The organism is Enterococcus silesiacus, assembly GCF_001886225.1.
In the GTDB taxonomy this organism is placed as follows: domain Bacteria; phylum Bacillota; class Bacilli; order Lactobacillales; family Enterococcaceae; genus Enterococcus_L; species Enterococcus_L silesiacus.
Genome location: NZ_JXLC01000038.1, coordinates 1 through 26,623, shown reverse-complemented (window position 1 = coordinate 26,623; position 26,623 = coordinate 1). Strand labels below are relative to the sequence as shown.

The following is a 26,623-nucleotide window of genomic DNA, read 5'->3' as shown; positions in this document are numbered from 1 at the left end:
GTTCAGTGGTTCGAATCCACTTTCCTCCATTACATAGTAGGGATATAGTTAAACGGTATAACTACGGTCTCCAAAACCGTCATTGTGGGTTCGATTCCTACTATCCCTGTTAATATTTTATGGCGATTGTGGTGAAGTGGTTAACACAGCGGATTGTGGTTCCGCCATGCGTGGGTTCGATCCCCATCAGTCGCCCTTAGCTTTAAGTTTCATTTTATTATATGTTTTATGGCGATTGTGGTGAAGTGGTTAACACAGCGGATTGTGGTTCCGCCACGCGTGGGTTCGATTCCCATCAGTCGCCCTTAACTTTAATTTTTGGGGTATAGCCAAGCGGTAAGGCAACAGGTTTTGATCCTGTCATGCGTTGGTTCGAATCCAGCTACCCCAGTTTCTCTTTTAGAGAATATTAAAATTGTAATATGGCGGTATAGCCAAGTGGTAAGGCAGAGGTCTGCAAAACCTTCATCACCGGTTCAAATCCGGTTACCGCCTTGCAAATTTTATTTCATGCCGGCGTGGCGGAATTGGCAGACGCGCTGGACTCAAAATCCTGTGATCTCACGATCGTGCCGGTTCGACCCCGGCCGCCGGTATATGCCAAGCACCAACGTGTATCTTGCGTTGGTGTTTTTTTTGTCTAAAGTAGCTTTTGGGAGAGTCACGACTTTTGGTATAAATGTCTTCAATGTTAAATTAAGTTTGAAGACATTTAATATATTTTTATTAATAGGACTTTTAGCGGATTTACTTTACCAAAACTTTGAGATAAAGTTATTAAGAAGGTGGTTACTTAGTTACTTTAAAAAAGAAGGTGAGATAATGTCAACAACTACTATAGTTTTTATTTGTGCGGCAGTTGCCATTTTAGGGGGAGTTACTGTCAATAAAAAACGAACTAAAAAGTAGAATGTATAATTAAACATTCTTTGATTGTCTTGGAGTTTTTAGAAGAAATTACCTTTTCATCATGAATACTACTGTGGCAGTACGATAAGGAATAAGGTTTGAACAATAATTTTTCTTAAAAAAACAAGCTTGATTTTGACGTTCTTTGTCAAAATCGAGCTTGTTTTTTTGTCATAGGTTTACCTGTATTTTTTAGCTATAGCCTTATCGATGTTTCTACTCTTACTTTTTTATTTCGTATTAATGTTACTAATAGCTCTATTAGTAACATTAAGTTTTAATCTAGATTACATAGAGCTAAGATTGGATTATAAGCGCTTACTTAATGCATTAAAAGTAGGCAAGGATGGAATCAAAATATTAATATGGTTAGGGAGTGGCTCTGTGTTATTTCAAGATTTAAGCTGCGTGGCAAATAATACTTTAGAACGAGGAAAAATTACTGGATTTTATGATATGTTGGCACTCGATTGGTTGGGTTTAGTATCGTTGGGAAGAAATTCTAAAGTAAAAGTAGATGGAACGTTAGATTTTAAAGGAATTGGTGATGAACTGGGGTTAAAATTTATTGAGGAAAAAAAAGCTGACTTACTATTAGAGAATTCAAACTTCAATGTATTCGAGTATAAGGGGTATTTTTTTGCGAAGTTACATATTCGCAAAACAGAACGTTATGAGGTTTTCTATTTATTTTGTAGGGAAAACAATAGTTTTGAAGCAAAAGAATTGAAATGGGCACAGCTTTATATTGAAAAATCATATGATTTAGTGCTGACAAATAACGAATTGATCCAAAGTAATAATTATATTTCTAATGTATTTGACAGTACAGATTCGTTGATTTTGGTTTTTGATAGTCAGTTGAATATTGTAACACACAATAAAGCTTTAGGCGATTTAAATAAATTGTATGAACAACAGGATACGTTATCACTTTCAACAATTAACTTAGAAAATGAAAAAGAATTTGAAGATAGTTTAAATCAGGTATTGAGTAGAGATGAGAAGGTTTCTCTGGGCTCTGTGAATGTCACGAAAGGAAAGCAAAAGAGGAAGTATTCATTTTCCTTATCGCCGTTTAAAAATAGTAAGGAGCAAGTTGTAGGTGTTGTTGCAGTAGGATCAGATATAACCAAACTGCAGATGATAAATCATGAACTTGAACAACTAAGTAACTATGGTTTGATGGGTCAAATCGCTTTAGGACTATCTCATGATGTAAAAAACCCTCTTTCAAATATTCGAAGCTGTGCTCATCTAGTCGGAAAACCTAATATAGAAGCGATTCAAAGAGTTGAATTGGTTTCCATTATTCAACAAGAAGTCGACCGAATCAATCAAATAATAGAAGAGATGATGTCTTTTAATGTGATTTCTAAAGAGAGTGATTTTAAGTTTTTAGATTTGAATAAAATTTTATTGAACTGCAAACATATTATTGAAAGACAAAAATTATTTAAGCAAATAGAAATTAAGGGTGATCTAGAAGAATATCTTCCGCCATTTGAAGGGCAAAAAAGTGATATGCAGCAGCTATTTTTAAATATTATGCTAAACGCCATGCAGTCTATTGAAGATCATGGAGTGATAACGATTAAAAGTCGTTTTCTAAAAGAGCATGATCAAATTGAGATTTCTATTTCTGACACGGGTAAAGGGATGTTAAAAGAAGAACTTGATAATATAGGAACGCCTTATTATACGACAAAGCCACGTGGAACTGGGTTAGGATTATATACAGCCAAGCGTATTGCAAGAAAATATGATGCCAAGTTGGATATTCAATCGATCGTAGAAAAAGGAACGACCTGTTGTATTTATTTTTCGTGTATTTAAGCGTGAACAGGTGGTCGTTGATAGTTAGGGTACAGGAGGAGCAATATGTACAAAATTCTTGTGGCTGATGATGAAAAGGTAGCTCTATTGGTTCTAGAAAGAGAATTATCCGATGCGGGTTACGATGTTTATACAGCAAATGATGGAAAAGCAGCCAGCCAGCTTATCCAAGATCAACATTTTGACATTGTCATATTGGATGTTTATATGCCATACAAAAATGGTTTTGAATTAGTGAAAGAAATCAAAAAAAAATCAACTAATACAATCATTTTATTAGTAACGGCCTATGCGTCGATTGAAAATGCAGTAGATGCGATTAAATTAGGTGCGGAGGATTACCTGGATAAACCATATGATCTTTCTCAGTTATTACAAAAAATAGCGCAGTTACTTCAGATTCGCTTACAAAAGTCTAAAGATCATAAAATTAAAGTAACTAAAAATAGTAATTTGATTGGTGAAAGTCCTTTGATGAAAAAAATCCAATCAACGCTAGAAAAAGTTAAGGAGTTAACAACAACCGTTTTGATCACCGGTGAGAGTGGGACGGGAAAAGGGGTAGTTGCTAGAGAGCTACATTCGTTAGGAAAGTTTAAAGAGCTGCCGTTTATTCATGTTGATTGCGCTTCTTTGTCTCAAAACTTGATTGAAAGTGAACTATTTGGCTATGAAAAAGGTGCATTTACCGGAGCAAATTCTCTAAAGCAAGGAAAATTTGAAATTGCAAAAAATGGAATCATATTTTTAGATGAGGTCGGGACACTTCCACTAAATTTGCAATCCAAATTGCTTACAGTATTACAAGATAAACAATTCTATCGCATCGGCGGTGTTGAAAGTATTTCCATGCATGCTCGAGTAATCGCGGCAACAAATGAAAATATTGAAAAGAATGTTGAAACAGGACTATTTAGAGAAGATCTTTTTTATCGCTTAAATGTGATTAGAATAGAAATTCCTCCGCTACGTTTACGAAAAGAGGATATTCCGCACTTGGCAGAAAAATTTATAGAAGAATTTTCCTTGTCGATGAATCACGATGAACTTATCATTGCGCCATATTTTCTAGAATGTTTACAAAAATATGAATGGCCAGGGAATATTCGAGAATTAGAGAACGCAATCGAAAGCTCGGTTGCGTTATGTGATGGACGAACACTTAAAGAGACCGATTTGCCAATCAATATTGCAAAAAAAGCGATACAAGCCAGTAATAGCCAAGAAAATTATTTTAAACAATCGATCAAAAATCAAGAAATTATAACGATTTTGGAGTCATTAGAGAAGTTTGATGGACATAGAGAAAAAACAGCAAATTATTTAGGTATCACTAGGCGATCCCTTCAATATAAACTTAAAAAATATAATCTATTGTCTAAATCGTAAGAAGGCTCAAAGTGAGTAGCAAAGGATAATTGTATTCATTTCATGATCCCACTATTAAAAAAATCGATGAGTGCGCCATGTAAAATGATTTCAGCTGGATTATAAAAACTTTTTAGAGGTCTATAAAGACCAATATCAAAAGAAAGAGACTCTTTGAATTTTTTTTGTAAAAAGTAGTTTTGCTTAGCAGATTTTTTAGGCATTATAGGCATGATAACGATCTTATTAGAATCTTTAGTCGTTTCTAATAAATACTCCCATGAAGTTGAAGTAAATTGAATTTTTGCTTTAGGAAACGCGTGCTTCAGTTTTTTTAGAACAATATGGTAAGATGTTAAACTTTTTTGAAACGTCCCTACAGGGTAACCTTTTAAATCAGACCAATCGATTTTATCCAGTTCAGCCAAATCGTGGTGAATACTCATATAAGCAGCGTATTCGCCTAGGCGAATAGAATACTCTTCGAACTGATTTTTATTAAGAGCTGCAGGCTGTACTAACACAGCGATATCTAGAGCATTGTCTAGTAATAATGCTTTTAATTCATTGGCACTTTGCTCAATGATTTCTATACCTATATTCTTATGATGGGAAATAAATTCTGGTAGAAAGGGTATAAAATAGCTTCTGAGTAAGGTAGGCGGAATACCAATACGGACACTGCCAACCAATTTATTCGCTTCGTTTTTGATGGCTTTGAGCATTTCTTGATGCTTTTGAACGATCTCTAAAGCGTATCTATATAAAACATGACCTGCGGGCGTCAATTCGTTAAGCCGGCCATTTTTTCTAGTGAATAACAAAATCCCCTCACCATTTTCAAAGTTTGAAACGACTTGGCTTAATGCTGATTGCGTAATATGTACTTTTTCAGCTGCCAGCGTCAAGTTAAAGTCACATTCTACTATTTTGATGAAGTAGACTAGTTGTGTAATATCCATAAGTATTCCCTCGTTTTCATTTTTTAGCCAAGATAAGACTAATATGTAAATGTGCATACCAGAGAATTAACTTCGCTGATATGCACAAAACTGATTATTTTTATCCGTGGTGGGGTGCGTTTGAAAAGGTAAAATCAACAGCAGATAGTTTGTTTTTCAAGTTTTCTGCTTCGTTAAACATTTCTTTAATCATATCAGAAACAGACTCTTCTTTGTTTAACATACCTGAAATTTCTCCAGCCATAACAGAACCGTTGATAACGTCATCTTCAAAAACGGCTTTTTTTAAGGCACCTTGGCTAATCGAATTCAACTCTTCGTCAGTAGCATTTTGCTTTTCAAGTTCTGCATATTTTGTAGAGAGAGGATTGGCAATTGTTCTAACTGGGGCACCATGTGAACTTCCAGTAATCAGAGTCGAAGTGTCAGTCGCCTCAAGTACTAATTGTTTAAACTTTTCACGTACAGGACATTCTTTGGCAAGTAAAAAACGCGTACCAACTTGAACACCAGAAGCACCGAGCGCAAATGCTGCTAAAACACCTCTGCCGTCACCGATGCCACCAGCTGCAATTACAGGAATTGAGACTGCATCTACGACCTGAGGCCAAAGCGGAAGCGAGCTAAGTGAGCCAATATGCCCACCAGCTTCCATTCCTTCCGCTACCACAGCATCTGCACCAAGTGCTTCCATTTTTTTTGCTATTTTTACATTTGGTATAACTGGAATCACTATTATACCAGCTGCTTTCCACTTTTCAATAAATTTTTTGGGTGAGCCAGCTCCAGTAGTGACAATTGGAACATTATACTTGATTACAAGTTCGGAGATTGCCTCAGAATTTTGATCCATAAGCATAATATTTACTGCAAATGGTCTGCTTGTATTTGCTTGGATCAGTTTGATTTCGGCTTCGATTTCAGCAGGTGTTCTACCACCAGCAGCTAAGATACCTAATCCACCAGCATTTGAGACAGCAGATATTAGCGGTTCACGGGATATTTGTGCCATTGCGCCTTGGAAAATTGGATAGTCAATGCCTAACATTTTTGTTACATTCATAAAATGATCTACTCCTTTGTATTTGTTGTATAAGATAAATGTTCAGATAAGATGAAACCTCATATATAGAAAACATACATCGTTGATTGGGGTGTAGCTACTATTCTGTTTTCATTGCCTTTAGTTTATTTTAGGGCTTGAAACACACGTTCATTATAAATTCCCCTTTCTTTGTGTACGTGAACAGAAGCTTAATAAGCAAACGATCTATCTTATAGTTATTTATTAAGCAATTTAGATACCAATTTATTCAAGCTAGAGCTAGGAGCGCTTTTTTAAGCGTTTTATACAAATTTGATCGAGTTATTGTGAAAAAATGTGAATATTCTTTCACAACAAAAAAGCTACCTTGTACTAAAAATGTACAAAAATAAAACAAAACAGTTTATAAATCCAGCTAGAAATCATACAGGAAGGCGGAAGAGGTCAATTTTTGCTTATTTGTAATAATTGGCATGGCTTTTGCTTTTATTGTTTTGAAACTAAAAAAGAAAGGATTTGAAAATGATGGAGAGAAAACTTCCTCTAGAAGGAATCAAAGTTGTTGAATTAGGTACTCACGTAGCTGTTCCAAATGCTACTCGATTCATGGCAGATTGGGGAGCAGAGGTGATTAAGGTAGAAGGGGTACGTGGAGAAGAATGGCGTGTCATTGGAAATTCTTACTATACACCTGTTGCGGATGATGAGAATCCCATTTTTACTGTTCAAAATGCGAATAAAGAATTTATCGCAATTGATTTAAAAAATCCAGATGGAATGGAAATAATGAAAAAACTAATTCGTGAAGCAGATATATTTATCAGTAATGTTCGCTTAAATTCATTGAAGAAAATGAAGTTAGATTATGAGGCGGTCAAACCATTAAATCCGCAAATTATTTATTGTCATTTTACTGGCTTTGGGTATGAAGGACCAGATAGAAATCGACCAGGATTCGATATGGCTGCTTATTGGGCAAGATCTGGTGCTATGAGTGATTGGGTCAGTAAAGGGGACTATCCAATCAAACCGCCAGGTGGTTTCGGAGATGCTACTGTTAGTGCGAATATCTGCTCTGGAATCTTAGCTGCATTGTATGCAAGAACCCAGTCAGGTAAAGGAACCTTTTTAACTAGTTCATTATATTCAAGTGCAATTTGGTACAATTCAACCGGAATTGTTTCTACGCAGGAGAAATATGGAAACGTTTACCCTAAAGATAAAAATCAACCAGTAAATCCTTTTTCTCATATTTATAAATGCAAGGATGAAGAATACGTGATTATTACCGTTCTTGATTACAATAACAGCTGGGAGAAAATGGTTACGATGCTTGGCTTTAGTGAGTATCTTAATGATGAGCGCTTTAATACGATTCTGGCGGTTCGGGAAAATATGGATGAATTCATTAAAATTATCAATCATGCCTTCTTGAAAAAAGATCGTGAAGAGTGGTGTCAATTGTTTGATCAAGCGGATATCGTTTACGAAAAATTAGCTCATATGAGTGAGGTTACTAAAGATCCTCAAGCTTGGGAAAATAATTTCTTAACAGAAGTTACCTTTCCAAATAATAATACAGCAATTTTACCAACGGTACCAATTCAGTTTTCAGAATATGAGGTAACTAAGTACATTCCTTCTGGAAAAGTTGGAAGAGACTCACTAGAAATTTTACAAAAATTAGGCTATTCAGAAGCAGAATTTGCTGAATTGGTAGAGAAAAAAGCCATCAAATAAGCAAGATGGAACCGTTTAAGATTCTATTGAAAAAGGAGAGTAAATATGCCAACATTTGATCATTTTATATGCGAAGTCACAGGTGCAACAGCAGTGTTGACAATTAATCGTCCAGAAGTTCGAAATGCTTTAAATCAAGCATGTTGGAAGGAAATATTAGAGTTTGTAACTTGGGTCGATCAAGAAGCAAGCGTCAAAACAGTCATTATTACAGGAGCGGGTGAGAAAGCTTTTGTTGCTGGAGCTGATTTAAAGTCAGTCTCAGAGCTAAATAGTGTTTCTGCAGTAAATTCAAACTCAATGAGTGCGTTAAAAGCAATTACCAATAGCTCCAAAGTATTTATTGCAGCGGTCAATGGTTATGCATTTGGTGGAGGCTGTGAATTAAGTTTAGCATGTGATTTACGCCTTGCCTCTGAAAATGCTCGCTTTGGTTTACCGGAAACGGGTTTGGGGTTGATTCCAGGCGCGGGTGGCACACAGCGACTTCCAAGAATCGTCGGAATCGGTGTGGCCAATGAAATGATTCTTGGAGGGCGCATTTTAACTGGGGAACAGGCAGTCAATTATGGTTTAGCAATGAAATGTGTTCCCTTGGGCCAACTGCTAAAAGAGGCCAATGAGCTAGCAGATACGATTAATAAAAAAGCTCCCTTGGCTATCAGCTATGCAAAAAAATGTGTGCGGCAGGCTTTATCAATCGACGAAAACAGTGGGCTTGCACTTGAAAACCAATCGTTTGCTATTTTAATGTCTAGTGAAGATAAAAAAGAAGGAATTGCAGCATTCTTTGAGAAGCGTCAAGCAGATTTTAAAAATAAATAATCAGCTACTTAAGCTCTTTCAGCTGTTAAAACAGGAGGAATGTATATGTATGAAACGATTATCTATGAAGTGAAAAATAACGTAGCAACAATTACAATCAATCGTCCAGATGTTAGTAATGCTTTTTCGCTCAAAACGTATTCAGAGGTCAAAATAGCCTTAGAGCTTTCAGGAAAAGATGCAGAGGTTCGTGCAGTCGTGATTACAGGAAGCGGAAAAAATTTTTCAGCAGGTGGAGATGTCAATCGCTTTAAGACGTTAATTGAAACAGAAGAATTTTTACCGCCAGAAGGAGTGATTGCAGCCGGTGCGATGACTCGAGCTGTAAAATTGTGTCCAAAGCCTGTTGTTGCCAAAATCAATGGAGTGGCAGCAGGTGCCGGTTGTTCATTAGCGTTAGCTTGTGATTTTAGAGTGATGGATGAAAAAAGTAAATTGGCGATGGCCTTTATTAATATGGGTTTTAGCGGTGATACAGGTGGGATTTATTTTTTGAATCGAATGGTAGGAACAGCAAAAACCACTGAAATGTTAGTACTTGCAGAACCAGTCAAAGCCCAAGAAGCACATGCTTTGGGGTTGACCACTAAACTTGGAAAAGAAGGCGAGCTTGATACAACAACAACTGAATTAATTGAAAAGTTACTGCAAAAACCGACACAGGCGATCGCTAAACAAAAAGCCTTGAATTACGAATTTTTCTTCTCTGATTTAGAACAGTTCAACGAAAGAGAAGCGCAATATATGGTGGAATGTGGCAAAACAAAAGACCACCAAGAAGCGGTTTATGCTTTTTTAGAAAAGAGAAAACCGAATTTTACTGGAAAATAATAAATAATATGGAGGAAGTAAAATGAAAATCAATGATCTGAAAAAAGTAGCTGTCATCGGTGGTGGCTTGATGGGGCGTCAAATCGCCTTAAATACAGCAATATATGGTGTTGATACCTATGTTGCTGATGCAAACCCAGAGATTTTACCCGTTATCAAGGAATGGGAGGAAACCTATTTAGAAGGTCGAATCAACAAAGGAAAATTAACTGCAGAACAAGTAGCAACAACAAAACAACATTTTCATATTGCAAATTCAATCGAGGAAGCAGTAACCGATGCAGATTTAGTTATTGAAGCAATTATCGAAAATAAAGAAATCAAGCAAGAATTTTTTACTAATTTAAACAAACTTGTTAGAAAAGATACCATCATTGCAACCAATTCCAGCTTTTTATATTCCTCTATGTTTGAAGACTGTGTTGATAATCCTACCCGATTAGCTAATTTACATTTCTTTAACCCTGCGTTAGTCATGAAGCTGACAGAAGTTGTGCAAGGACCTCAGACAAGTGATGAAACAGTACAATTTCTCCTCGATTTTTCCAGGAAAACAGGGAAAGATCCAGTTTGGGTTAAAAAGGAAATAGAAGGCTTTATCGCTAATCGTATCCTACGGGCAGTCGCTAATGAAGCACTTTATTTAGTAGAAGAAGGAGTCGCAACGCCAGAAGAAATCGATATTGCAGCAGAAAAAGGCTTGAATTATCCGATGGGACCTTTCAAATTAATGGATTTGACAGGTGTCGATCTAAGCTATTTCAATTTAAAACGAGTGTACGATGAAACGGGAGAAAAGCGAGCGGGCTTTGATCTTCTTAAAAAGAAATATGAAGCAAATGAATGGGGCAGAAAGACTGGCAAAGGCTGGTATGAGTATCCTAAAAAATAATCACAGGGCAAAATGACGAAGGAGATATCTTATGAGTAAAAATGTTAGAGATGTAGTAATCGTGGCATATGGAAGAAGCGCTATTAGCAAAACTGGGAAAAAAGGAGCGCTCAGAGAGGCGAATCCAGTTGATTTTGCTGGTGAAGTATTAAAGGGTGTTTTGGCAAAAATACCTGAGTTAGAAACCGAAGCGATTGATGATTTGATTGTGGGTTGCGCTAAACCAGAATATGTTCAAGGGTACAATGTTGCTCGTATCATCGGCCTAAGAGCTGGTTTACCGTGGAGTGTTGCTGGGCAAACGGTAAATCGTTTTTGTTCCTCCGGACTGCAAACAATTTCTATTGGTGCCAATGCAATTGCTGTTGGTCAAGCGGAAGTAATCGTTGCAGGAGGGGTAGAATCAATGTCTGCTATTCCGATGGGGAGTGATCCAAAAACATGGAATCCATGGGTCGCAGAACATGAAAAAGGTGCCTATATGCCAATGGGACTTACTGCTGAAAACGTAGCAGAAAAATATAATATTTCAAGAGAAGCGATGGATGCCTTTGCGGTTGAAAGTCACTTAAAAGCTACTGTTGCACAAGAATCAGGTGTTTTCAATAAGGAAATTATACCAGTTTCTGGAATCGATGAAGCAGGTCAGCCAATCATTTTTGATCAAGATCAAGGCATACGCAAAAATAGCAGTATGGAAAGTCTTGGAAAATTACCCACTGTGTTTAAAGAAGATGGCAAAGTTACCGCAGGAACTGCTTCACAAACAAGCAATGGTGCGTCCTTTGTCGTATTGATGACTAGAGAAAAAGCTGGAAATCTTGGCATCAAACCGATCGCTGTTTTTAAAGGATTTTCTGTAGCAGGTGTTGATCCATCATTGATGGGGATCGGACCTATTTATGCGGTACCTAGAGTTTTGAAACAAACTGGTTTAACTGTTGACGAAATGGATGTTATCGAATTGAATGAAGCTTTTGCAGCACAAGCATTGCCTTGTATAAAAGAATTGAATTTTGATAAGGAAAAAGTAAATCCAAATGGTGGAGCCATAGCTTTAGGCCATCCGTTAGGTGCAACGGGCAGTATTCTTGTCAGTAAAGCGTTGAATCAATTGGAAAGAATACAGGGCAAATACGGTTTGGTAACAATGTGTATTGGCGGCGGTATGGGTGCTGCAGCAGTATTGGAAATGTGTGACTAAATCAGTATAAAGACACTGATTTTGGATCTGGAATAAAACGAGAAAGAAGTGAGATTCCAGATCCTTTTTGCTAAATAATAATAAAGGAGAAGTTTGAAGAATGTTTGATAAAAAGACAATAAAGAAAATTATTTTTGAACTTATTTCGATTATCGCAGCGCTAATTATTGCTAATCTTCCGATTCCAGATGGTTTGGATAAAAATGGGATGCTGGCTTTGGCGATTTTGATCTGGGCTGTTTTAAATTGGATTTTGAATACGATGAATGATTTTATTGTCGTGATGATCATGTGCTGTGCTTTTGTGATCTTTAAAGTCGTACCCTTTGAAATTGCTTTTAGTGCTTTTTCTGGAACAACTTATTGGTTGTTACTGGGAGCGTTAGGTTTAGGGTGCGGTATTGTGAAAAGCGGATTGATCACTCGACTATCTTTATACTGCATGAAAATAATGCCGCCAACCTTTTTTGGTCAAACCTTGGCGATGTTTATCTCAAGTATTTTTGTTGGTCCATTGATTCCTTCTACATCAGCGAAAGTTGCAATACTAGCCCCAATGACGATTTCAATTGGTGAAAAGCTAGGGTATGAAAAAAAGTCTAAAGGGATGTTTGGAATCTGGAGTGCCATGTATTTTGCTTTCAATCAAATGGCGCCATTTTTTATCAGTAGTTCATTTTTAGGCTATGTCACACTAAGTTTTTTGCCAAAAGAAATCAGTGCAGAGTTTACGTATCCAAAATGGATTATTTCCATGCTTGTATGGGGAATTGTAATGTATGTACTTGGGTTTGTCGCAATCAATCTGTTATATAAACCAAAGGAATCACAAAAACTTGATAAAACGGATATTGCAATGATGCTAAAAGAAATGGGGCCAATCAATAAACAAGAAAAATCTGTGTTAGCTGTTATTTTAGTTTGTTTAGTTTTCTGGATGTTGGAAAGAACACTTGGAATCAGTGCGTCAGTCACATCAGTCATGGGATTTTCGGTCCTTTTAGCAACGGGAATCGTAACGCCTCAAGATTTTAATACGAAGATCAATTGGTCTTTTTTAACATTCGTAGGTGGGGCAGTTAGCTTGGCTTCTGTGCTTAGTAAGGTAGGCGTAGATAAATGGATTGGCAGCATTCTTGAACCGATCATGAGTGGTGTAACCTCAAACAAGTTGTTGTTTATCATGACGATTGCAGTGATCACTATTTTGACAAGAATCGTTATTGCAAGCGTTACTGCAACAATGACGTTGTTGAATATTATTGTGATTCCATTGTGTCTTGCAGCTGGGATCAATCCTTGGATTGGCTCGATTGTAATTTACACGTTTTGCCATCAATTTTTCTTTAAATATCAAAGTCCAACAACTGTTGGTGCATTTGCTGCGGCAAATGGTGATGACACGATTGGCTGGAATTATGTAAGTAAGTTTAACTTTGTCGTTCTAGGGGTTGAAATGATCGCTATTTTGGCCAGTATTCCATTTTGGCATTTGCTGGGTCTAATGTAAAAGCAAACAATTTAAGTTGGAGGAAGTGAAATGAGTGTTGAATTAATCAGTTTGGCTGGAATTCTGCTGGGGGTTTGTACGTTGATATTTTTAGCCTTTCGAGGCTATCCGATTTTTGTAATAGGAAGTGTAGCTTCCGTGATTGTATTGCTTTTTTCTGGTATGAATGTGCTAGATGCATTATTGGGGACTTACATGGATTCTTTCTCAGAGTATATTAGTAATTATTTTTTCATTTTTCTACTGAGCTCGATTTTTGGCAGAATGATGGGGAAAACAGGAGCTGCTCAATCGATCGCATATAAAACCTCACGTTTAATTAGGAAAAAAAGCAATGAAAAGAACCATAAATTTCTTGTCGTGATGTCTTTGGTCATCATCAATATGGTTTTAACTTTAGGTGGTGTCAGTCTTTTTGTTGTTGTTTTTACAGTTGTCGAAATTGCGAAAGAGTTATTCGAGGAGTTTGATGTTCCTTGGAAGATGTATACTTGCGGTGTGTTAGGATCATCTTCTTTTACAAGTACGATGGTACCTGGAAATCCTGCGATCATTAATATAATTCCGACGAATTATTTAGGTACAAATACAATGGCAGCGCCCCTTTTAGGAATGATTTGTGCTGTAGTTACATTCCTGTTAGGTTCACTATACATTCTGTTGGAAACGAAGAAAAACACTAAAAATCAGGAAGGATTCTATCCTACTGGTCAAAAAATAAAAGAAGCGGCACTTGAAAAAGTTACATTTGCTGAACAGCCTTTAGTAAAGTGTTTGATCCCATCGATTGTGTTGATTCTTGTGTTGAATGTCTTTAGTGCTTCTGCTGTAATAGCGTTGACGGCTGCTTGCTTCGTTAAGATTGTATTGTTTTATAAAGAGTTGTTTCCGAATTTAGCTGAAGTATTTAAAATGGGTGGAGAGAATGCTATGTCCGCAATTGTTTCTATTTGTGCGGCGGTAGGATTTGGTAGTGTGGTTGCTTCTGTACCAGGGTATCAGCTAGTCATTAATAGTCTAGATAGTATTCCAGGACCCGCAATTTTACAATTAGTACTATCGTTTAATGTGATTTCAGCTGTAACTGGTTCATCCAGTGGCGGAGCATCGATCGCGTTTTCAACGTTAGGGGATCATTTTACGGACTTAGGATTATCTCCGCAAGTGATTCATCGTGTAGGTGTCATGTCTTCAAATGGCTTGGATTCTTTACCGCACAGCGGGGCCATCTTTAACACATTAAACATAACTAGATTGACACATAAACAAGCGTATAAGAATTATTTTATGTTAACAGTTGTATTAGAGACAGGGATGTCATTATTTGCTGGAATTTTAACGCTCTTCGGAATTGTATAGTAGGTTGGGGTGAGCTATTTTGACGTGTGTAAATAAAACTAAAATGAATAGTGAAGCAGCATTTGAGTCAATTTCGATCGATGCATTTACTGCTAGACTGGATCATTTAGTTGAAACAACAAATGATAAGAAAGTCAAGATTATTTCCGTAAATGGAAGCGTTGCGGCTGGAAAAACAACCTTCACAGAGCAGTTAAAAGCCTATTTTTTAGAGAAACACAAATCAGTACAGGTTATTCATACAGATAGTTTTCTACTTTCAAATAAAGAGCTGGCTGAAAGAAATTTGATGGATAAAAAGGGATTTCCAGTAACGTATCAACAAGCAAAAATAAGAAGTGTCTTAAAGCAAATAGCAATGGGGGATGTCCCAATTATTGTTCCTCAATATTCTCATGCTGCATATAATATAGTGGAAGAGTATCAGTTTATTGAAGCGGCAGATATTTATATCATTGAAGGAATTGGGTTTAAATCAAAAGAGTATTCAAACTGGATCGATTTATCATTATTTTTAGATGCTAAAATTGAAAATATAGGAAAATGGTACCGTCGTCGTTTCATCAAAAATATTTCATTAGCAAAACCCGATTCAATTTTGAAAAAATATGAAAAATATCCCGAAAATAGGCTTAAAAAGGTCATGGATCATAATTGGAATGAAGTCAATTTGATCAACTATTATGAAAATATTTTACCAGAAAAAAGCCAAAGTGATATTATTTTGGAAAAAAATGAAGTTCATAAAATCGTAAATATTTATTCTAGAAAACGATAGTTTACAACACAAAACTAAGAGGATGATATGGAATTTTCCATCCTCTTAGTTTTGTTTCTATTTACTTGAAAATAACTGTTCAACTTGTTCTTCAGCCCATTGACACCAGCGCAGTTCTTCTTCACATATACGTATTTTTCTTTGGATAACAAGAAATCGTCCAAAGTTTTTTTGTTGTTCTTCTGGATCTGATAATTGATCAATTTGAGCTTGTTTAGTTTGATTTTGTTTCAATAGTTTTAATTGATGCTGTTTTCTTTCGAAAAGTAGTCCCTTTACAGTATCTTTATCTAGAATCGATGCAACATAAATCTTTGCAAGAAATTCATCTTTTTGTGAAGGTTCTTTCGTTTCTTCTTGAATCCAAGTATTGACGATATTTTCGCCCTTTTTAGTTAAATGATAGATTTTTTTCTGTGAATGTTTTTCGTCATTTTCAACTGAAACATATTCTTCTTTTAACAGTTTCCCTAAGGAAGTGTAGATCTGACTATGATGAGCTTCCCAAAAAAGCGCAAGATATTGCTTCAGCTCATAGCCAGTACAGGGTTTTCTAACTAACATACAAAGCAAAATATAACTAAGAGTATTCATCCCGACGATTCTCCTTCTCTTTTTGAATCCGCTTATTTTTTATTATATCATAAAATAAATGAAAATATTATAAATAAATACATGTAAATATTGACATGTATTTATTTTTGTAGTATTTTTTTATACAGAGAGAAGGTAATAAAGTGGAAGAATCAAACTATTTAGAAGAACATTTAGAAGTAGTCAAAGTGGAGAAGAGTGGCTTACGCTCAGCCTATGCGGTGGCCTTTACTTGTATGATCGCATTTATGGGAATTGGGTTAGTTGACCCCATTTTAAAAACGATCGCAAAGCAGTTGGATGCGACACCTGCGCAAACGACGCTGTTATTTACAAGCTATATGCTAGTAACGGGTGTCATGATGTTATTTACCGGTTTTATTTCTAGTCGAATCGGCGCGAAAAAAACTTTGATTTATGGATTAGTTATTATTATTGGATTTTCATGTTTAGCTGGTTTTTCAGAAACGATTGAAGGGCTGATCTATTTACGAGCAGGTTGGGGATTAGGTAATGCTTTATTTATCTCAACAGCTTTATCAGCTATTGTGGGTGTTTTAGCTGGACAAACAGAGAAAGCGATTATTATGTATGAAGCATCTATGGGGTTAGGTATGGCCATTGGTCCTTTACTTGGTGGTGTGTTAGGTAGCATGTCTTGGCGGATGCCGTTTTTTGGTGTAGCCACATTGATGCTGATTGCAACCTTCGCCATTGCTTTTCTGTTGACACCGATTGCTAAACCTAAGAAAAAAATTGCTTTATTTGCTGGAATCAAAGCTTTGAGCAATCATAAATTACGTTCAATTGGAATCATCGCATTACTTTATAACTTTGGCTTTTTTACATTATTGGCTTACGCACCATTTTTACTTGAAGGATTTACGGAAATGCAAGTTGGATTTGTTTTTTTTGGTTGGGGCGCATTATTAGCTGTGGCTTCAGTATTTATTGCACCAATCTTAGAAAAACGAATCAATACGTACCGAACTATTTTACTGGCGCTATTCTTTTTCTTGGCTTGTTTGAGCTTTATTGGATTTAACGCAAAAACACCAGAATTAGTCGCTGTAGGTGTGATCATGGCTGGGCTATTTCAAGGGCTGATCAATACACTCTTAACCACGATTGCGATGGAAATACCAGATATTGAAAGAAGTGTAGCATCGTCTTCTTATAGTTTTATCCGTTTCTTCGGTGGAGCAATTGCACCTTTCGTGGCAGGAAAACTAGCAGAAATTTGGAACTCTAGTATCACTTTTTATTTTGCAGCATTTATGGTATTGATTGGCTTAGCTTTTGTGATAATCCACAATCAGTATTTTGCGACAAAAGAAGAATACGAGGAAGCTTAGATGAATCAAAAAGTTGGTACAAAAGTGTTTAGCTTTTAGAAATAGGAGGGAGCCGTTTTTGCTCCCTCAGCTTATAAGGATATCATGTGATTGGGATGTGACTCAAAGAGTTATGTCCCAATCATTTTTTTACATAAGTGATTCATTCATGAAAAAGGCCGTAATATAAAAAACCTCATCTTTTGGTATGGTTACGGCATAGTACGTTTCTAAAAATTGACAGTTTTTTTGAACACGATCGATTTCAGTTGTATATTTCACTTGAAAGGCTGAAGTTTTTGGGAAACTGCTAACATTTTTTCCTTGTTTCAAGCGATCAATCATGCAAACAACATGACAAGCCAAGCCGACTTTTATTTCATAAGAAACAGTAGGATTGATTTCTGCGGCCATCGTTTCTACCCATTCACGAATCGAGGTAATCAATTGTTCTCCCTCTTTATACACTAACATGTTTGCAATATTTGTCCGCATACCTTCAAAAGCAATTTCGTAATCAATAAGTGATTGGATTTTTTCTGTCTTTGTTTCATCTAATGCGTCAGTGATCGAAAAATGTGGCGCAGAGAAAGGAAACTGAAAAGTACCGATCGTGCAGATGATTTTTCCTGTTTGCTTTAAATTTGCCATTGTTTGTTCTAATAACTTTTGATCAGTAATTTGCAAGGAGACGATTTCACATGCCTCACCTCGCAAATTTAAACGACTGCTTAACATTTTTTTGATTAATTGAGCGGAACCTTCACCTGTGGTGCATAAGGTGAGAATGTATAATTTTAAGCTTTTTGGTTCCTCGTTATTTTTCTGATAACTAGAAAGACCTCTGATATTCTTTGTAGACTCAAATACTTCATTTAGTCCATGACCTAATGAAGCTTTTCTGCTAGCTTCTAAAACATGAAGTGTACTGACGAGCTCAATACAACGGATGTGAATCTTTAATTTTTTTTCCAATTCATCACTAAAATTGATTAAAGAACCCATATCTACTAGCAGAAGAACATCTTTTTGCTGATCTTTAGCGGAAAGATAATTATGGATATTAGTCAACGTTATGAGTGGTTTTTCTTCTAGGCTCATGTCAAAACCTACCGCGATTTGTTCGCCCAAAAGTTTGTTAACAACATTTGCCATACTGGTAGCGGTTGACTCACCATGAGCAACAACGATAACTTCGACTGTGGCGCTTTTCTTGCTTTTATTTTCATCTGCTGTAAAAAAGAGGGCAAGAAAGCCGGCTTCATCCTCAGGCAGTTGCACACTAAAATCTGCTTCGATCACGGAAAGGCAGTGTTCAGCCGTTTCAAAAAGGTGAGGATGCTCTTGTTTTATTTCATTGATTCGTGGGTTAATGATCGTTTGCCCTCTTTTTACCCGTTGGATCGTATTGTATAAATGTAGTGCTAGTCCGTAACGGACATTATCAGATAGATAAACAGTTAATAAACGGGACGCTTTTTCACAGACTTTATTAGCCGTTGCAACGATTTCCGAACCGACAATCTGTTCTAAATTCGTTAGATCAACAGCCGAATCAGTATTATATGAATGATAATAATTCGTAATTGTTGTATCAATTATTTCAGAAGTTTGGGAAATATCAAGACCGATCCGCTCCATATCACTCATTTTTTGTTCGATGATTTGATAGATGTCTGTTCCTTTTACATCGTTTGGTAAAAAAAGCGTAGTCTCTTCTTCGGTGAACAGGAAGAAGCGAGCATTCATATTCGGTAGAAGAAGCCAGATTTTGTTGCGGTCTTCGTTATTATAGAGACCTTCCCGAATATAATGAGGCAACTCATAGCTACCAATTTTAATGGTTTCTTCCTGTCTGGCAATAAATTGCGAGTACGACTTTGCGCAAAGCAGTTGAATGTCTGCTTTTAACTGTCCTACGTTATTAGGGCAATGATATCCTAGCAATGCTCGAATCGTATTAGTCGAAACTTCGATCGGTGTACCTAATTTCTTCGTTTCTGTTTGGAAAAAAGTTGAAATCAAGCTTAGGCGTTCTTCTAGCCCGCGATCGGTTAAATTAGGAATTTCGATTCTCATTGGAATTCGACGAATAAATGTTTGTAGTAAAGCTGATGAGGTATCTTCCGTCGTTGCACAAACGAGTAGTACCTGAGCGTGCCGTTCACTGCTAGTCTCACCAAGTCTGCGGTAAATGCCTCGATCAATAAAAGTAAACAGCATTTCTTGACCTTCAGGTGGCAGGCGATGGATTTCATCAAGGAAAAGGATACCGCCATTGGCATTTTCCAACAAGCCTACTCGATCATTGTCTGCGCCAGTATAAGCACCTTTTTGAATGCCGAAAATAGAACCTACCAGTAATTGCGGATTATTTGCGTAATCTGCGCAGTTAAAGGTAATAAAATTAGAATCCGCTTTCACTTTGTGCTGTGATTTTGCATACGTATAAATCAATTCAGCAAACATACTTTTCCCAACACCAGTTTCTCCAGTTAATAAGATATGCATGCCATTTGGCGGATATAAAACAGCGGCTTTCGCTTGTTCACCGCAGTGAAAAAGACTGGGGCTTTTTTTTATAAATTCATCCAGAATATTTCCGCTGGTTTGTTCTTTTGGAGCAGTGGAGTAGAAATAAACGGGCTTGGTGCCATTTTTTTCGGCTTTCCCTAGTTTAACCAACTGATTTAAGTCACTACTGATATTTGCTCGAGTGACATTCAATTGCTTAGCAAGTTCGCTGGCAGTGATAGGTTGTTTTTCAGAATATTGGCTGAGTAATTTTGCAACTTTATCAATTCTTTTCATTATTCTCCCGACCTTTGATGGATAGTGTGTTTTGTGTTCTATGGACTAAGTATAATGTTGCATAGTGAAATAGTCAAAGTCATGTGTTTTATTTTCAATAATGTGTTTTACTGCTTGGAAGAAATGTGTTTTATTTGCCGTGAAGACGAAACACATTGTGGTGAAATGTGATCCTATCAGCCTTCTAATTGTTTGGCACGCTTATTGCTTATATAACTATGACAACATAATTAGTGTTTGAAGGGAGAAAATCAAATGATTTCAGAGACAGATGTGATGCAGATCATTGTTTATGCTGGGAATGCAAAGTCACTTGCTATGAATGCAATCAAAGAAGCTAAAGCTGGAGATATTGCAAGTGCTAAAAAAGGATTAGAGGAGAGTAAAGGAAATTTAAAGATTGCCCACCAGCAACATACGGATATACTACAGAAATTTGCAAGTAATCCAGATGAACCAGCAACAATGTTTTTGACCCATGCACAAGATCATATGATGGCGGCAATTACCGCAACAGATTTTACAAAAGAATTTATTGATTTACACGAAGAGCTGCAAGAACTACGTAACTTAATTAAAGGAAACGCATAAAAAACAAGAAAGAAAAGGTGATTAGGATGAAAATTACATTAGCATGTGCCGGCGGGATGTCAACAGGAATGTTAGTTAAAAAAATGGAGGAATATGCCAGCTCACAAGGGATCGAAGCAGATATCTCAGCATGTGGGCTCAGTGAATTGGAAGAAAGAGTGACTGGGTCAGATATTATTTTATTAGGACCACAAGTTGGCTATCAACAAGATGACGTAAAAAAAGAGTATCCAGATATTCCAGTTTTAGTGATTGAAATGATGGATTACGGCATGATGAATGGAGAAAAAGTCTTTAAAAAAGCACAAGAAGTTATTGCTGCAAAATAAGGAGCGTTAAAAGGAGGAGTACAAATGTCTGAAACGAAAAAAAGTTCATTTACTAATGGGTTGAATGTATTTGTCAATAAGTTTTCAAATAATACGTTTGTTAAGAGTATTGCCAATGGGATGATGATGACCTTACCGATCACGATCGTAGGGAGTTTAACAACGATTATCGGAATGATTCCTGGCTTACCTGAAATTGTTGTGAAGGCTTGTTCTTTAGGGACTTCAATTTCAAGTAACCTTATTACGATTTATGTGATTATTGGTATTTCAAGTGCAATGGCAAGGGAGAAAAAAGGGGATATCATTTCTTCTATCATTCTCTCATTAGCGTCTTTCTTTGTTTTGACACCAATAACAGCTTTTGATATTGGCAAGGAAAAACCAGCTATGGCTTTTGAATTGACCTATCTAGGTTCAAAAGGAATCTTTGTTGGGATGATTGTGGCTTTAGTTGTCACTTGGGTTTTCGCTAAAATGGTGGAAAAACGTATTACGTTTAGAATGCCAGAGAGTGTCCCAACGGCTATTGCTAAAACTTTTGAAGCAATCGTTCCTGCTGCTATTATTTTTATTATCATGATTATGATTAGTACCGGATTTGCTGAAACTAAATTTGGGAATGTCCATGATTTTATCTATACAAATCTTCAAACACCGCTTGAATCTTTAGGAGGTTCGATTTGGTCAGCGTTGTTCATTATGTTTTTATCAGAATTATTATGGTTCTTTGGGATCCATGGAAGCATGGTTGTGGGATCTGTTATTGCTGTTTTGTTTACAACACAAGCCTATGCAAACATGGAAGCAGTAGCTGCTGGAGAAGTAGCGACGAATATTATCAATTCATTTTTCTTGGATGCCTTCAAAGGACCTAGAGCATTGGCTTTAGCCGTTATTCTAGTGTGGATGAGCCGTAGTGAAAAATTCAAATCAATTGGAAAAATTTCGTTAGTGCCAAGTATTTTTGGAATCACTGAACCAATGAAATTTGGGATACCAATGATTATGAATGCTGTTATTTTTATTCCGTTGACTCTTTCAGCTGCCATTTGTGTGGGGATTGCTTATATTGCGACAATTATTGGATTTCTCCCTGTAATTAGTGTTAATGTACCTAAAAATCTACCAACGTTTTTATCTGGCTTTATGGCCGCTGGTTGGCAAGGATTAGTGGTTCAACTGATTCAATTTGTTGTGGTATTATTATTGTATCTACCATTTATGAAAAAATTGGATAGTCAAGGTGTCGCAGAAGAAAAAGCAAATCTTGAAAATCAATAGGAGCGTGAAATGATGCAAGCACTTCAAGTCAAGAGAGAAAATGGAACGTTAGCCGTTAAAATTCCTGATACGGCAGAGCTACCTGTAAAAGTATTTTATGGAACAGACAGTTCTAAATTAGAAACGGTCAACTATCTTGAATGTACTAAAAAAGGTTGGCAAAGTTTTGCTGATCCAAATAGTAAAGAACGTTTTTACTTTCACTTAAAAACAGCTTCAGATACTTTTATCGGAGCGGAACGTCGCTTACCTTTGGCAAATTTATATAATTGTCGTGATATGGGGGGCTATGCAACAAATGATGGCCGTATGACAAGTTGGGGGAAAGTATTTCGCTCAGATGCTCTGCACCAGTTAGATGAACAAGGACGAGCGTATATTGAACGAATGAAGGTTAAGCGAATCATTGATTTTCGTTCACCAGAAGAAATAATGAAAGATCCAAATAAACCCATTTCGGATAGTGAAACCTTTAATTTTAATCCTCATGCTGATGTTGCTCAGCAAGCAAGTACACAATCTGTTTCAAAAAAAGATGAAGAGAAAATCGCTCAGCTAGAAATAATGGTTCAGACAGAAGAAGGACGAGCTCAATTAAATAAAAATCGTAATGCAATGATCAAACAGATGGAGCAATTAGTAGTAGGCCAAAATGCCGTCAAAGCATACAAACAATTCTTTGAAATGCTGTTACAAGAAGAAGTAACACCGCTTATTTTTCACTGTCAAGGCGGCAAGGACCGCACAGGCTGGGCGGCAGCTCTATATTTAGGCGCTTTAGGTGTTGATAAAGAGCAAATTTATCAAGATTATTTATTAACAGATCAAATGAATGCCCCTAGAAATGCGAAAAGAATGGCGATCTATAAAAAATATACTAACGATGAAGATGTCCTAGCTTTTTTAGCCTCATTACAACAAACGAGAAAAGATTATTTGGATGGCGCGTATAATATTATTGAAGAAAGTTATGGCACGATCCAACAGTATTTGAAAGCCGTTTTAGATGTTGATGATACTAAGTTAGAAATACTCAGACACAAATACTTGTACTAAGCAGAATGGCCTAAAATCTAATAGAAGGTAATAAAAACAACGAGATAGACCAATAGGTTCTGTCTCGTTGTTTGTCGACGAGTAAAAATTAAGCTTGAGTAAGTTTATCTTAGTCCAAGACTGTTTTTCCTTTGTTGACAACGCTTTACTTTCATGTTTTAATAACAAGAGAAATTAAGATTGTTACTGAATTTTCAGGCTATACTTTATTTCTTTTATTAACATTTTATTAGCTAGCTGATCTAATCTCATTGAGGAGATACTATGGAAGTAAAAAAAGTAATCAATAATAATATTGTAAAGTCTCTGAATGCTGACGGTCATGAAGTGCTAGTGATGGGTAAAGGGATTGGCTTTAAAAAAAATGTCGGTGATCTTATTGATGATAGCCTCATCGAAAAAGTTTATACAAGTAATGCCGATTTAAGCACCAATAAGCTCACCCAATTACTATCAAATGTTCGTTTAGAACATCTCCAGGTTGCAAATGAAATTATTGGTTTTGCTAAAGTTTCTTTAGGGAAAAAGTTAAACGAAAATATCTACCTTACATTGACCGATCATATTGATTATGCGATCGAGCGTCATAATAATGGGTTACCTGTTAGAAATGCACTTCTGTGGGAAATCAAACGTTTTTACAATCATGAATACTTGATTGGAAAAGAAGCGTTGAATATGATTTCCAATCGTCTGGATATCGTGTTGCCTGAAGATGAAGCAGGTTTTATTGCATTGCATATTGTCAATGCAGAACTAGATTTATCTCAAGTCAGCCAAGTTTCTGAAATGACTAAAGTCATTCAAAAAATCATCAATATTGTTAAGTATCATTATAAAACTGATTTAGATGAATATACGTTAAATTATGAGCGATTTATTACCCACTTGAAATTCTTTGTTCAACGCCTATTTAGTGGCATAGAGCTGGATAAAGACAAAGATGAAGGCTTCTTGTTTATGTTAAAGGAAAAATATCAAGAAGAATACCTTTGTGCATTGAAGATTCGTGAGTATATCAGCAAAGAATTTGGTCGTGATTTACAAGAAGATGAGATGATCTATCTCACTATTCATATCAGAAGAATAACCAACAACTAAGGATTGTTACTGCGTTAGAGCAGGCTATACCTAAGAAAATCTCTTTGAAATAAGAGGTTTCTTAGGTATTTTTTATATTATCAGACTGTACGATTTAATGTTTAAAATTTGGGGGATGAATCATGAATTATCAAGAATTAGCACAAACAATCATTGAAAAAATCGGTGGCAAACAGAATATCTCTGGTTTGACTCACTGTGCTACAAGATTACGTTTCAATTTAAAAGATGAAAAAATGGCACAAACAGATGAGCTGAAAAATACAGCTGGCGTGATGGGTGTTGTTTCAAAAGGTGGTCAATATCAAGTAATTATTGGTAGTGATGTGGGCAGTGTTTACAAAGAGATTGTAAAAGAAGTACCTTCTTTAGATGGAGAACAAACCGAATCAAATGAAAACGATGACCGTGGGACTGCTTCGAAAATTATCGATACGATTACTGGCATTTTTACACCGATTTTACCAGCGATTACAGCTGCGGGGATGTTAAAAGCTGTTTTGTCGCTTTTGGTTGTCTTTAATGCAATCGACAAAACTGGGCAAACGTATATTATTATTGATTTTATGGCAGATTCTGCCTTTTACTTTTTACCGATTTTACTAGCAGCATCATCTGCACAAAAATTTAAAACCAATATGTATCTAGCGATGATGGTCGGGGGAATCTTACTGCATCCAAACTTTGTTGGCATGGTTAATGCAGTCAAAGAAGCTGGAGAAGGTGGTATCCATTTATTTGGGTTACCAATTTCTGCTGTAACTTATGGATCATCTGTTATTCCAATTATTTTAGCTGTGTGGTTTATGTCTTATGTTGAACCGATTGCCGATAAAGTATCACCTAAAGCAATCAAGTTTTTCAGTAAACCATTGATTACCATTGCAATTGTTGGGACAGTTTCTTTAGTGGTGATTGGACCCGTTGGCTATTTGATTAGTGATGGTATCTCAAACGGAATCAAGGCATTGGAAAACTTTAGTCCTTGGTTAGTTCCAACGATTATTGGGGCATTGACACCATTGTTTGTAGCGACAGGGACACATTATGGTTTAGTGCCGATTGGGATCAACAATCGTATGACAACAGGTTACGATAGTGTAATTTATCCAGGGATGCTAGCATCAAACCTTGGGCAAGGGGCTGCTTCATTAGCCGTTGGTGTTAAAAGTAAAGATTCTTCGATCAAACAAGTAGCGGCTTCTGCTGGTTTAACTGGTTTGTTTGGGATTACTGAGCCTGCTCTATACGGAGTTAACTTGAAATATAAAACACCTTTATATGCGGCAATGATCGGTGGAGGAATCGGTGGTTTATTTATGGGAATCACTCGAGTAAAAAACTTTACCGGTGGCTCTCCAGGTTTGTTAACACTACCAAGTTATATTGGTGATGATACGTTGACGCATTTATATATGGCTTGTATCGGAGCTGTGATCAGTATTGTGATTTCTTTTGTGATTTCATATATTTTATATAAAGATCCTGTGGTGGAAACTATAAAGACAACAGCTGAAAAAAGTACAGAGATTCATTCAGCTGACGTAAGTTCTATCACAGAAGTTGCTACACCGATCAAGGGCGAAATAGTCGCTTTATCCGCCGTTGAAGATGGGATGTTTTCTGAAGAAATTTTAGGGAAAGGTTTTGCTGTCAAACCAGTTGAAGGCATTGTTTACGCACCAGTTTCAGGAACTGTAACAGCACTTTTTGATTCTAAGCATGCAATTGGTTTAACTAGTGATTCAGGAGTGGAATTATTGATTCATATTGGGATCGATACGGTTCAATTAAATGGTGATGGATATGAGTATTTTGTTGAAAAAGGTCAAAATATTAAAATTGGTGATAAATTAATTGAATTTGACTTAGATAAAATTGCTGAAAAAGGCTATAATATAATTACACCCGTTGTTGTAACAAATTCAGCAGATTTTGGTGATATTATTACGTTGACCAAAGCATTGTCTGAACCAGGTGAGCAAGTAATGAAGGTTATTCGATAACAAGAATCCCTTTATTCTAATAAATTGGAGGATGATTTGACATGGCATTTAGAAAAGACTTTTTATGGGGCGGCGCAACTGCAGCCAATCAATGTGAAGGCGGCCATAACGAAGGCGGTCGTGGTTTAGCGAATGTGGATCTAGCACCTGTTGGACCAGATCGTTTTCCAGTGATCACAGGCGAGAAAAAGATGTTCGCGTTTGATGAGGAACATTTTTACCCTGCCCAAAATGCGATCGACATGTACCACCGTTATA

At 36.4% G+C, this 26,623-nt stretch carries 23 protein-coding genes and 6 tRNA genes; 25 read left to right on the top strand and 4 right to left on the bottom strand.

The window, feature by feature from the left end:
- The first annotated feature begins 38 nt into the window (after positions 1–38).
- The 9 genes from RV15_RS17660 to RV15_RS17620 all read left to right on the top strand — a co-directional run bounded on the left by RV15_RS17660 (position 39) and on the right by RV15_RS17620 (position 4,134).
- Positions 39–109, top strand: a tRNA-Trp gene (locus RV15_RS17660).
- Between the two features lie 13 nt (positions 110–122).
- A tRNA-His gene (locus RV15_RS17655) sits at positions 123–195 on the top strand.
- Positions 196–231: 36 nt separating this feature from the next.
- A tRNA-His gene (locus RV15_RS17650) sits at positions 232–304 on the top strand.
- A 15-nt stretch (positions 305–319) separates the two neighbouring features.
- A tRNA-Gln gene (locus RV15_RS17645) sits at positions 320–391 on the top strand.
- Positions 392–424: 33 nt separating this feature from the next.
- Positions 425–495: transfer RNA gene (locus tag RV15_RS17640), tRNA-Cys, on the top strand.
- 17 nt (positions 496–512) lie between these two features.
- Positions 513–596 (top strand) — tRNA-Leu (locus RV15_RS17635).
- A gap of 40 nt (positions 597–636) precedes the next feature.
- Positions 637–909 carry a hypothetical protein gene (locus RV15_RS17630; RefSeq protein WP_071879313.1) on the top strand — a complete coding sequence of 91 codons (273 nt, stop codon included), beginning with the start codon at positions 637–639 and terminating at the stop codon, positions 907–909.
- 243 nt (positions 910–1,152) lie between these two features.
- Positions 1,153–2,745, top strand: coding sequence for a two-component system sensor histidine kinase NtrB (locus RV15_RS17625; RefSeq protein WP_167364118.1), 1,593 nt, complete (start codon positions 1,153–1,155; stop codon positions 2,743–2,745).
- A gap of 45 nt (positions 2,746–2,790) precedes the next feature.
- Positions 2,791–4,134: a sigma-54-dependent transcriptional regulator gene (locus tag RV15_RS17620; RefSeq protein WP_071879311.1), complete on the top strand. Its 1,344-nt coding sequence runs from the start codon at positions 2,791–2,793 to the stop codon at positions 4,132–4,134.
- A gap of 35 nt (positions 4,135–4,169) precedes the next feature.
- Here RV15_RS17620 and RV15_RS17615 read toward each other — a convergent pair whose 3' ends face one another.
- Positions 4,170–5,075, bottom strand: coding sequence for a LysR family transcriptional regulator (locus RV15_RS17615; RefSeq protein ID WP_071879310.1), 906 nt, complete (start codon positions 5,073–5,075; stop codon positions 4,170–4,172).
- 100 nt (positions 5,076–5,175) lie between these two features.
- On the bottom strand, positions 5,176–6,138 hold the full coding sequence (locus RV15_RS17610) for a nitronate monooxygenase (RefSeq protein WP_071879309.1): 963 nt from the start codon (positions 6,136–6,138) through the stop codon (positions 5,176–5,178).
- Positions 6,139–6,645: 507 nt separating this feature from the next.
- On the opposite strand from RV15_RS17610, the gene RV15_RS17605 reads away from it, so the two are divergent.
- The 8 genes from RV15_RS17605 (at position 6,646) to RV15_RS17570 (ending at position 15,259) form a co-directional block, all read left to right on the top strand.
- Complete coding sequence (locus RV15_RS17605; protein WP_071879308.1) at positions 6,646–7,860, top strand: CaiB/BaiF CoA transferase family protein; 1,215 nt, start codon at positions 6,646–6,648, stop codon at positions 7,858–7,860.
- 45 nt (positions 7,861–7,905) lie between these two features.
- A complete protein-coding gene (locus tag RV15_RS17600) occupies positions 7,906–8,685 on the top strand; it encodes an enoyl-CoA hydratase/isomerase family protein (protein WP_071879307.1) in 780 nt (259 codons plus the stop codon).
- Positions 8,686–8,730: 45 nt separating this feature from the next.
- The gene (locus RV15_RS17595) at positions 8,731–9,516 is read left to right on the top strand and encodes an enoyl-CoA hydratase/isomerase family protein (protein ID WP_071879306.1); all 786 of its coding nucleotides are present in this window, start codon (positions 8,731–8,733) and stop codon (positions 9,514–9,516) included.
- A gap of 22 nt (positions 9,517–9,538) precedes the next feature.
- Positions 9,539–10,408 carry a 3-hydroxyacyl-CoA dehydrogenase family protein gene (locus RV15_RS17590; protein ID WP_071879305.1) on the top strand — a complete coding sequence of 290 codons (870 nt, stop codon included), beginning with the start codon at positions 9,539–9,541 and terminating at the stop codon, positions 10,406–10,408.
- A gap of 31 nt (positions 10,409–10,439) precedes the next feature.
- Positions 10,440–11,612, top strand: coding sequence for a thiolase family protein (locus RV15_RS17585; RefSeq protein WP_071879304.1), 1,173 nt, complete (start codon positions 10,440–10,442; stop codon positions 11,610–11,612).
- A gap of 100 nt (positions 11,613–11,712) precedes the next feature.
- On the top strand, positions 11,713–13,122 hold the full coding sequence (locus RV15_RS17580; RefSeq protein WP_071879303.1) for an SLC13 family permease: 1,410 nt from the start codon (positions 11,713–11,715) through the stop codon (positions 13,120–13,122).
- 30 nt (positions 13,123–13,152) lie between these two features.
- A complete protein-coding gene (locus RV15_RS17575) occupies positions 13,153–14,481 on the top strand; it encodes a GntP family permease (RefSeq protein WP_071879302.1) in 1,329 nt (442 codons plus the stop codon).
- Positions 14,482–14,500: 19 nt separating this feature from the next.
- Entirely contained in the window at positions 14,501–15,259 is a 759-nt protein-coding gene (locus RV15_RS17570; protein WP_071879301.1) for a type I pantothenate kinase, read from the top strand.
- Between the two features lie 57 nt (positions 15,260–15,316).
- Here RV15_RS17570 and RV15_RS17565 read toward each other — a convergent pair whose 3' ends face one another.
- On the bottom strand, positions 15,317–15,853 hold the full coding sequence (locus RV15_RS17565; RefSeq protein ID WP_071879300.1) for a PadR family transcriptional regulator: 537 nt from the start codon (positions 15,851–15,853) through the stop codon (positions 15,317–15,319).
- A 143-nt stretch (positions 15,854–15,996) separates the two neighbouring features.
- Between RV15_RS17565 and RV15_RS17560 the strand changes: the two genes are divergently transcribed.
- Positions 15,997–17,208: an MFS transporter gene (locus tag RV15_RS17560; protein WP_071879299.1), complete on the top strand. Its 1,212-nt coding sequence runs from the start codon at positions 15,997–15,999 to the stop codon at positions 17,206–17,208.
- 129 nt (positions 17,209–17,337) lie between these two features.
- Here RV15_RS17560 and RV15_RS17555 read toward each other — a convergent pair whose 3' ends face one another.
- On the bottom strand, positions 17,338–19,998 hold the full coding sequence (locus RV15_RS17555) for a sigma-54-dependent transcriptional regulator (protein WP_071879298.1): 2,661 nt from the start codon (positions 19,996–19,998) through the stop codon (positions 17,338–17,340).
- A 255-nt stretch (positions 19,999–20,253) separates the two neighbouring features.
- Between RV15_RS17555 and RV15_RS17550 the strand changes: the two genes are divergently transcribed.
- From RV15_RS17550 to RV15_RS17520, 7 genes are all read left to right on the top strand, one after another.
- Complete coding sequence (locus tag RV15_RS17550) at positions 20,254–20,589, top strand: PTS lactose/cellobiose transporter subunit IIA (protein ID WP_071879297.1); 336 nt, start codon at positions 20,254–20,256, stop codon at positions 20,587–20,589.
- A gap of 26 nt (positions 20,590–20,615) precedes the next feature.
- Positions 20,616–20,918 carry a PTS sugar transporter subunit IIB gene (locus tag RV15_RS17545; RefSeq protein ID WP_071879296.1) on the top strand — a complete coding sequence of 101 codons (303 nt, stop codon included), beginning with the start codon at positions 20,616–20,618 and terminating at the stop codon, positions 20,916–20,918.
- Positions 20,919–20,942: 24 nt separating this feature from the next.
- Positions 20,943–22,202 carry a PTS sugar transporter subunit IIC gene (locus RV15_RS17540; RefSeq protein ID WP_071879295.1) on the top strand — a complete coding sequence of 420 codons (1,260 nt, stop codon included), beginning with the start codon at positions 20,943–20,945 and terminating at the stop codon, positions 22,200–22,202.
- Between the two features lie 9 nt (positions 22,203–22,211).
- Positions 22,212–23,258, top strand: a complete 1,047-nt coding sequence (locus RV15_RS17535; RefSeq protein ID WP_071879294.1) for a tyrosine-protein phosphatase — start codon at positions 22,212–22,214, stop codon at positions 23,256–23,258.
- A 264-nt stretch (positions 23,259–23,522) separates the two neighbouring features.
- The gene (gene licT, locus RV15_RS17530) at positions 23,523–24,359 is read left to right on the top strand and encodes a BglG family transcription antiterminator LicT (RefSeq protein ID WP_071879293.1); all 837 of its coding nucleotides are present in this window, start codon (positions 23,523–23,525) and stop codon (positions 24,357–24,359) included.
- A 122-nt stretch (positions 24,360–24,481) separates the two neighbouring features.
- Positions 24,482–26,365, top strand: coding sequence for a beta-glucoside-specific PTS transporter subunit IIABC (locus RV15_RS17525; protein ID WP_071879292.1), 1,884 nt, complete (start codon positions 24,482–24,484; stop codon positions 26,363–26,365).
- Positions 26,366–26,406: 41 nt separating this feature from the next.
- A partial coding sequence (locus tag RV15_RS17520; RefSeq protein ID WP_139243059.1) for a family 1 glycosylhydrolase occupies positions 26,407–26,623 on the top strand: 217 nt, incomplete at its 3' end.

Bases quoted from the DNA above. Each gene is read 5' to 3' on its own strand.
- RV15_RS17525 (WP_071879292.1), top strand. From the start codon at position 24,482: ATGAATTATCAAGAATTAGCACAAACAATCATTGAAAAAATCGGTGGC.
- RV15_RS17600 (WP_071879307.1), top strand. From the start codon at position 7,906: ATGCCAACATTTGATCATTTTATATGCGAAGTCACAGGTGCAACAGCA.
- licT (WP_071879293.1), top strand. From the start codon at position 23,523: ATGGAAGTAAAAAAAGTAATCAATAATAATATTGTAAAGTCTCTGAAT.
- RV15_RS17595 (WP_071879306.1), top strand. From the start codon at position 8,731: ATGTATGAAACGATTATCTATGAAGTGAAAAATAACGTAGCAACAATT.
- RV15_RS17550 (WP_071879297.1), top strand. From the start codon at position 20,254: ATGATTTCAGAGACAGATGTGATGCAGATCATTGTTTATGCTGGGAAT.
- RV15_RS17575 (WP_071879302.1), top strand. From the start codon at position 13,153: ATGAGTGTTGAATTAATCAGTTTGGCTGGAATTCTGCTGGGGGTTTGT.
- RV15_RS17555 (WP_071879298.1), bottom strand. From the start codon at position 19,998: ATGAAAAGAATTGATAAAGTTGCAAAATTACTCAGCCAATATTCTGAA.
- RV15_RS17545 (WP_071879296.1), top strand. From the start codon at position 20,616: ATGAAAATTACATTAGCATGTGCCGGCGGGATGTCAACAGGAATGTTA.
- RV15_RS17610 (WP_071879309.1), bottom strand. From the start codon at position 6,138: ATGAATGTAACAAAAATGTTAGGCATTGACTATCCAATTTTCCAAGGC.
- RV15_RS17605 (WP_071879308.1), top strand. From the start codon at position 6,646: ATGGAGAGAAAACTTCCTCTAGAAGGAATCAAAGTTGTTGAATTAGGT.
- RV15_RS17535 (WP_071879294.1), top strand. From the start codon at position 22,212: ATGATGCAAGCACTTCAAGTCAAGAGAGAAAATGGAACGTTAGCCGTT.
- RV15_RS17615 (WP_071879310.1), bottom strand. From the start codon at position 5,075: ATGGATATTACACAACTAGTCTACTTCATCAAAATAGTAGAATGTGAC.
- RV15_RS17625 (WP_167364118.1), top strand. From the start codon at position 1,153: ATGTTACTAATAGCTCTATTAGTAACATTAAGTTTTAATCTAGATTAC.
- RV15_RS17580 (WP_071879303.1), top strand. From the start codon at position 11,713: ATGTTTGATAAAAAGACAATAAAGAAAATTATTTTTGAACTTATTTCG.
- RV15_RS17540 (WP_071879295.1), top strand. From the start codon at position 20,943: ATGTCTGAAACGAAAAAAAGTTCATTTACTAATGGGTTGAATGTATTT.
- RV15_RS17565 (WP_071879300.1), bottom strand. From the start codon at position 15,853: ATGAATACTCTTAGTTATATTTTGCTTTGTATGTTAGTTAGAAAACCC.
- RV15_RS17590 (WP_071879305.1), top strand. From the start codon at position 9,539: ATGAAAATCAATGATCTGAAAAAAGTAGCTGTCATCGGTGGTGGCTTG.
- RV15_RS17620 (WP_071879311.1), top strand. From the start codon at position 2,791: ATGTACAAAATTCTTGTGGCTGATGATGAAAAGGTAGCTCTATTGGTT.
- RV15_RS17585 (WP_071879304.1), top strand. From the start codon at position 10,440: ATGAGTAAAAATGTTAGAGATGTAGTAATCGTGGCATATGGAAGAAGC.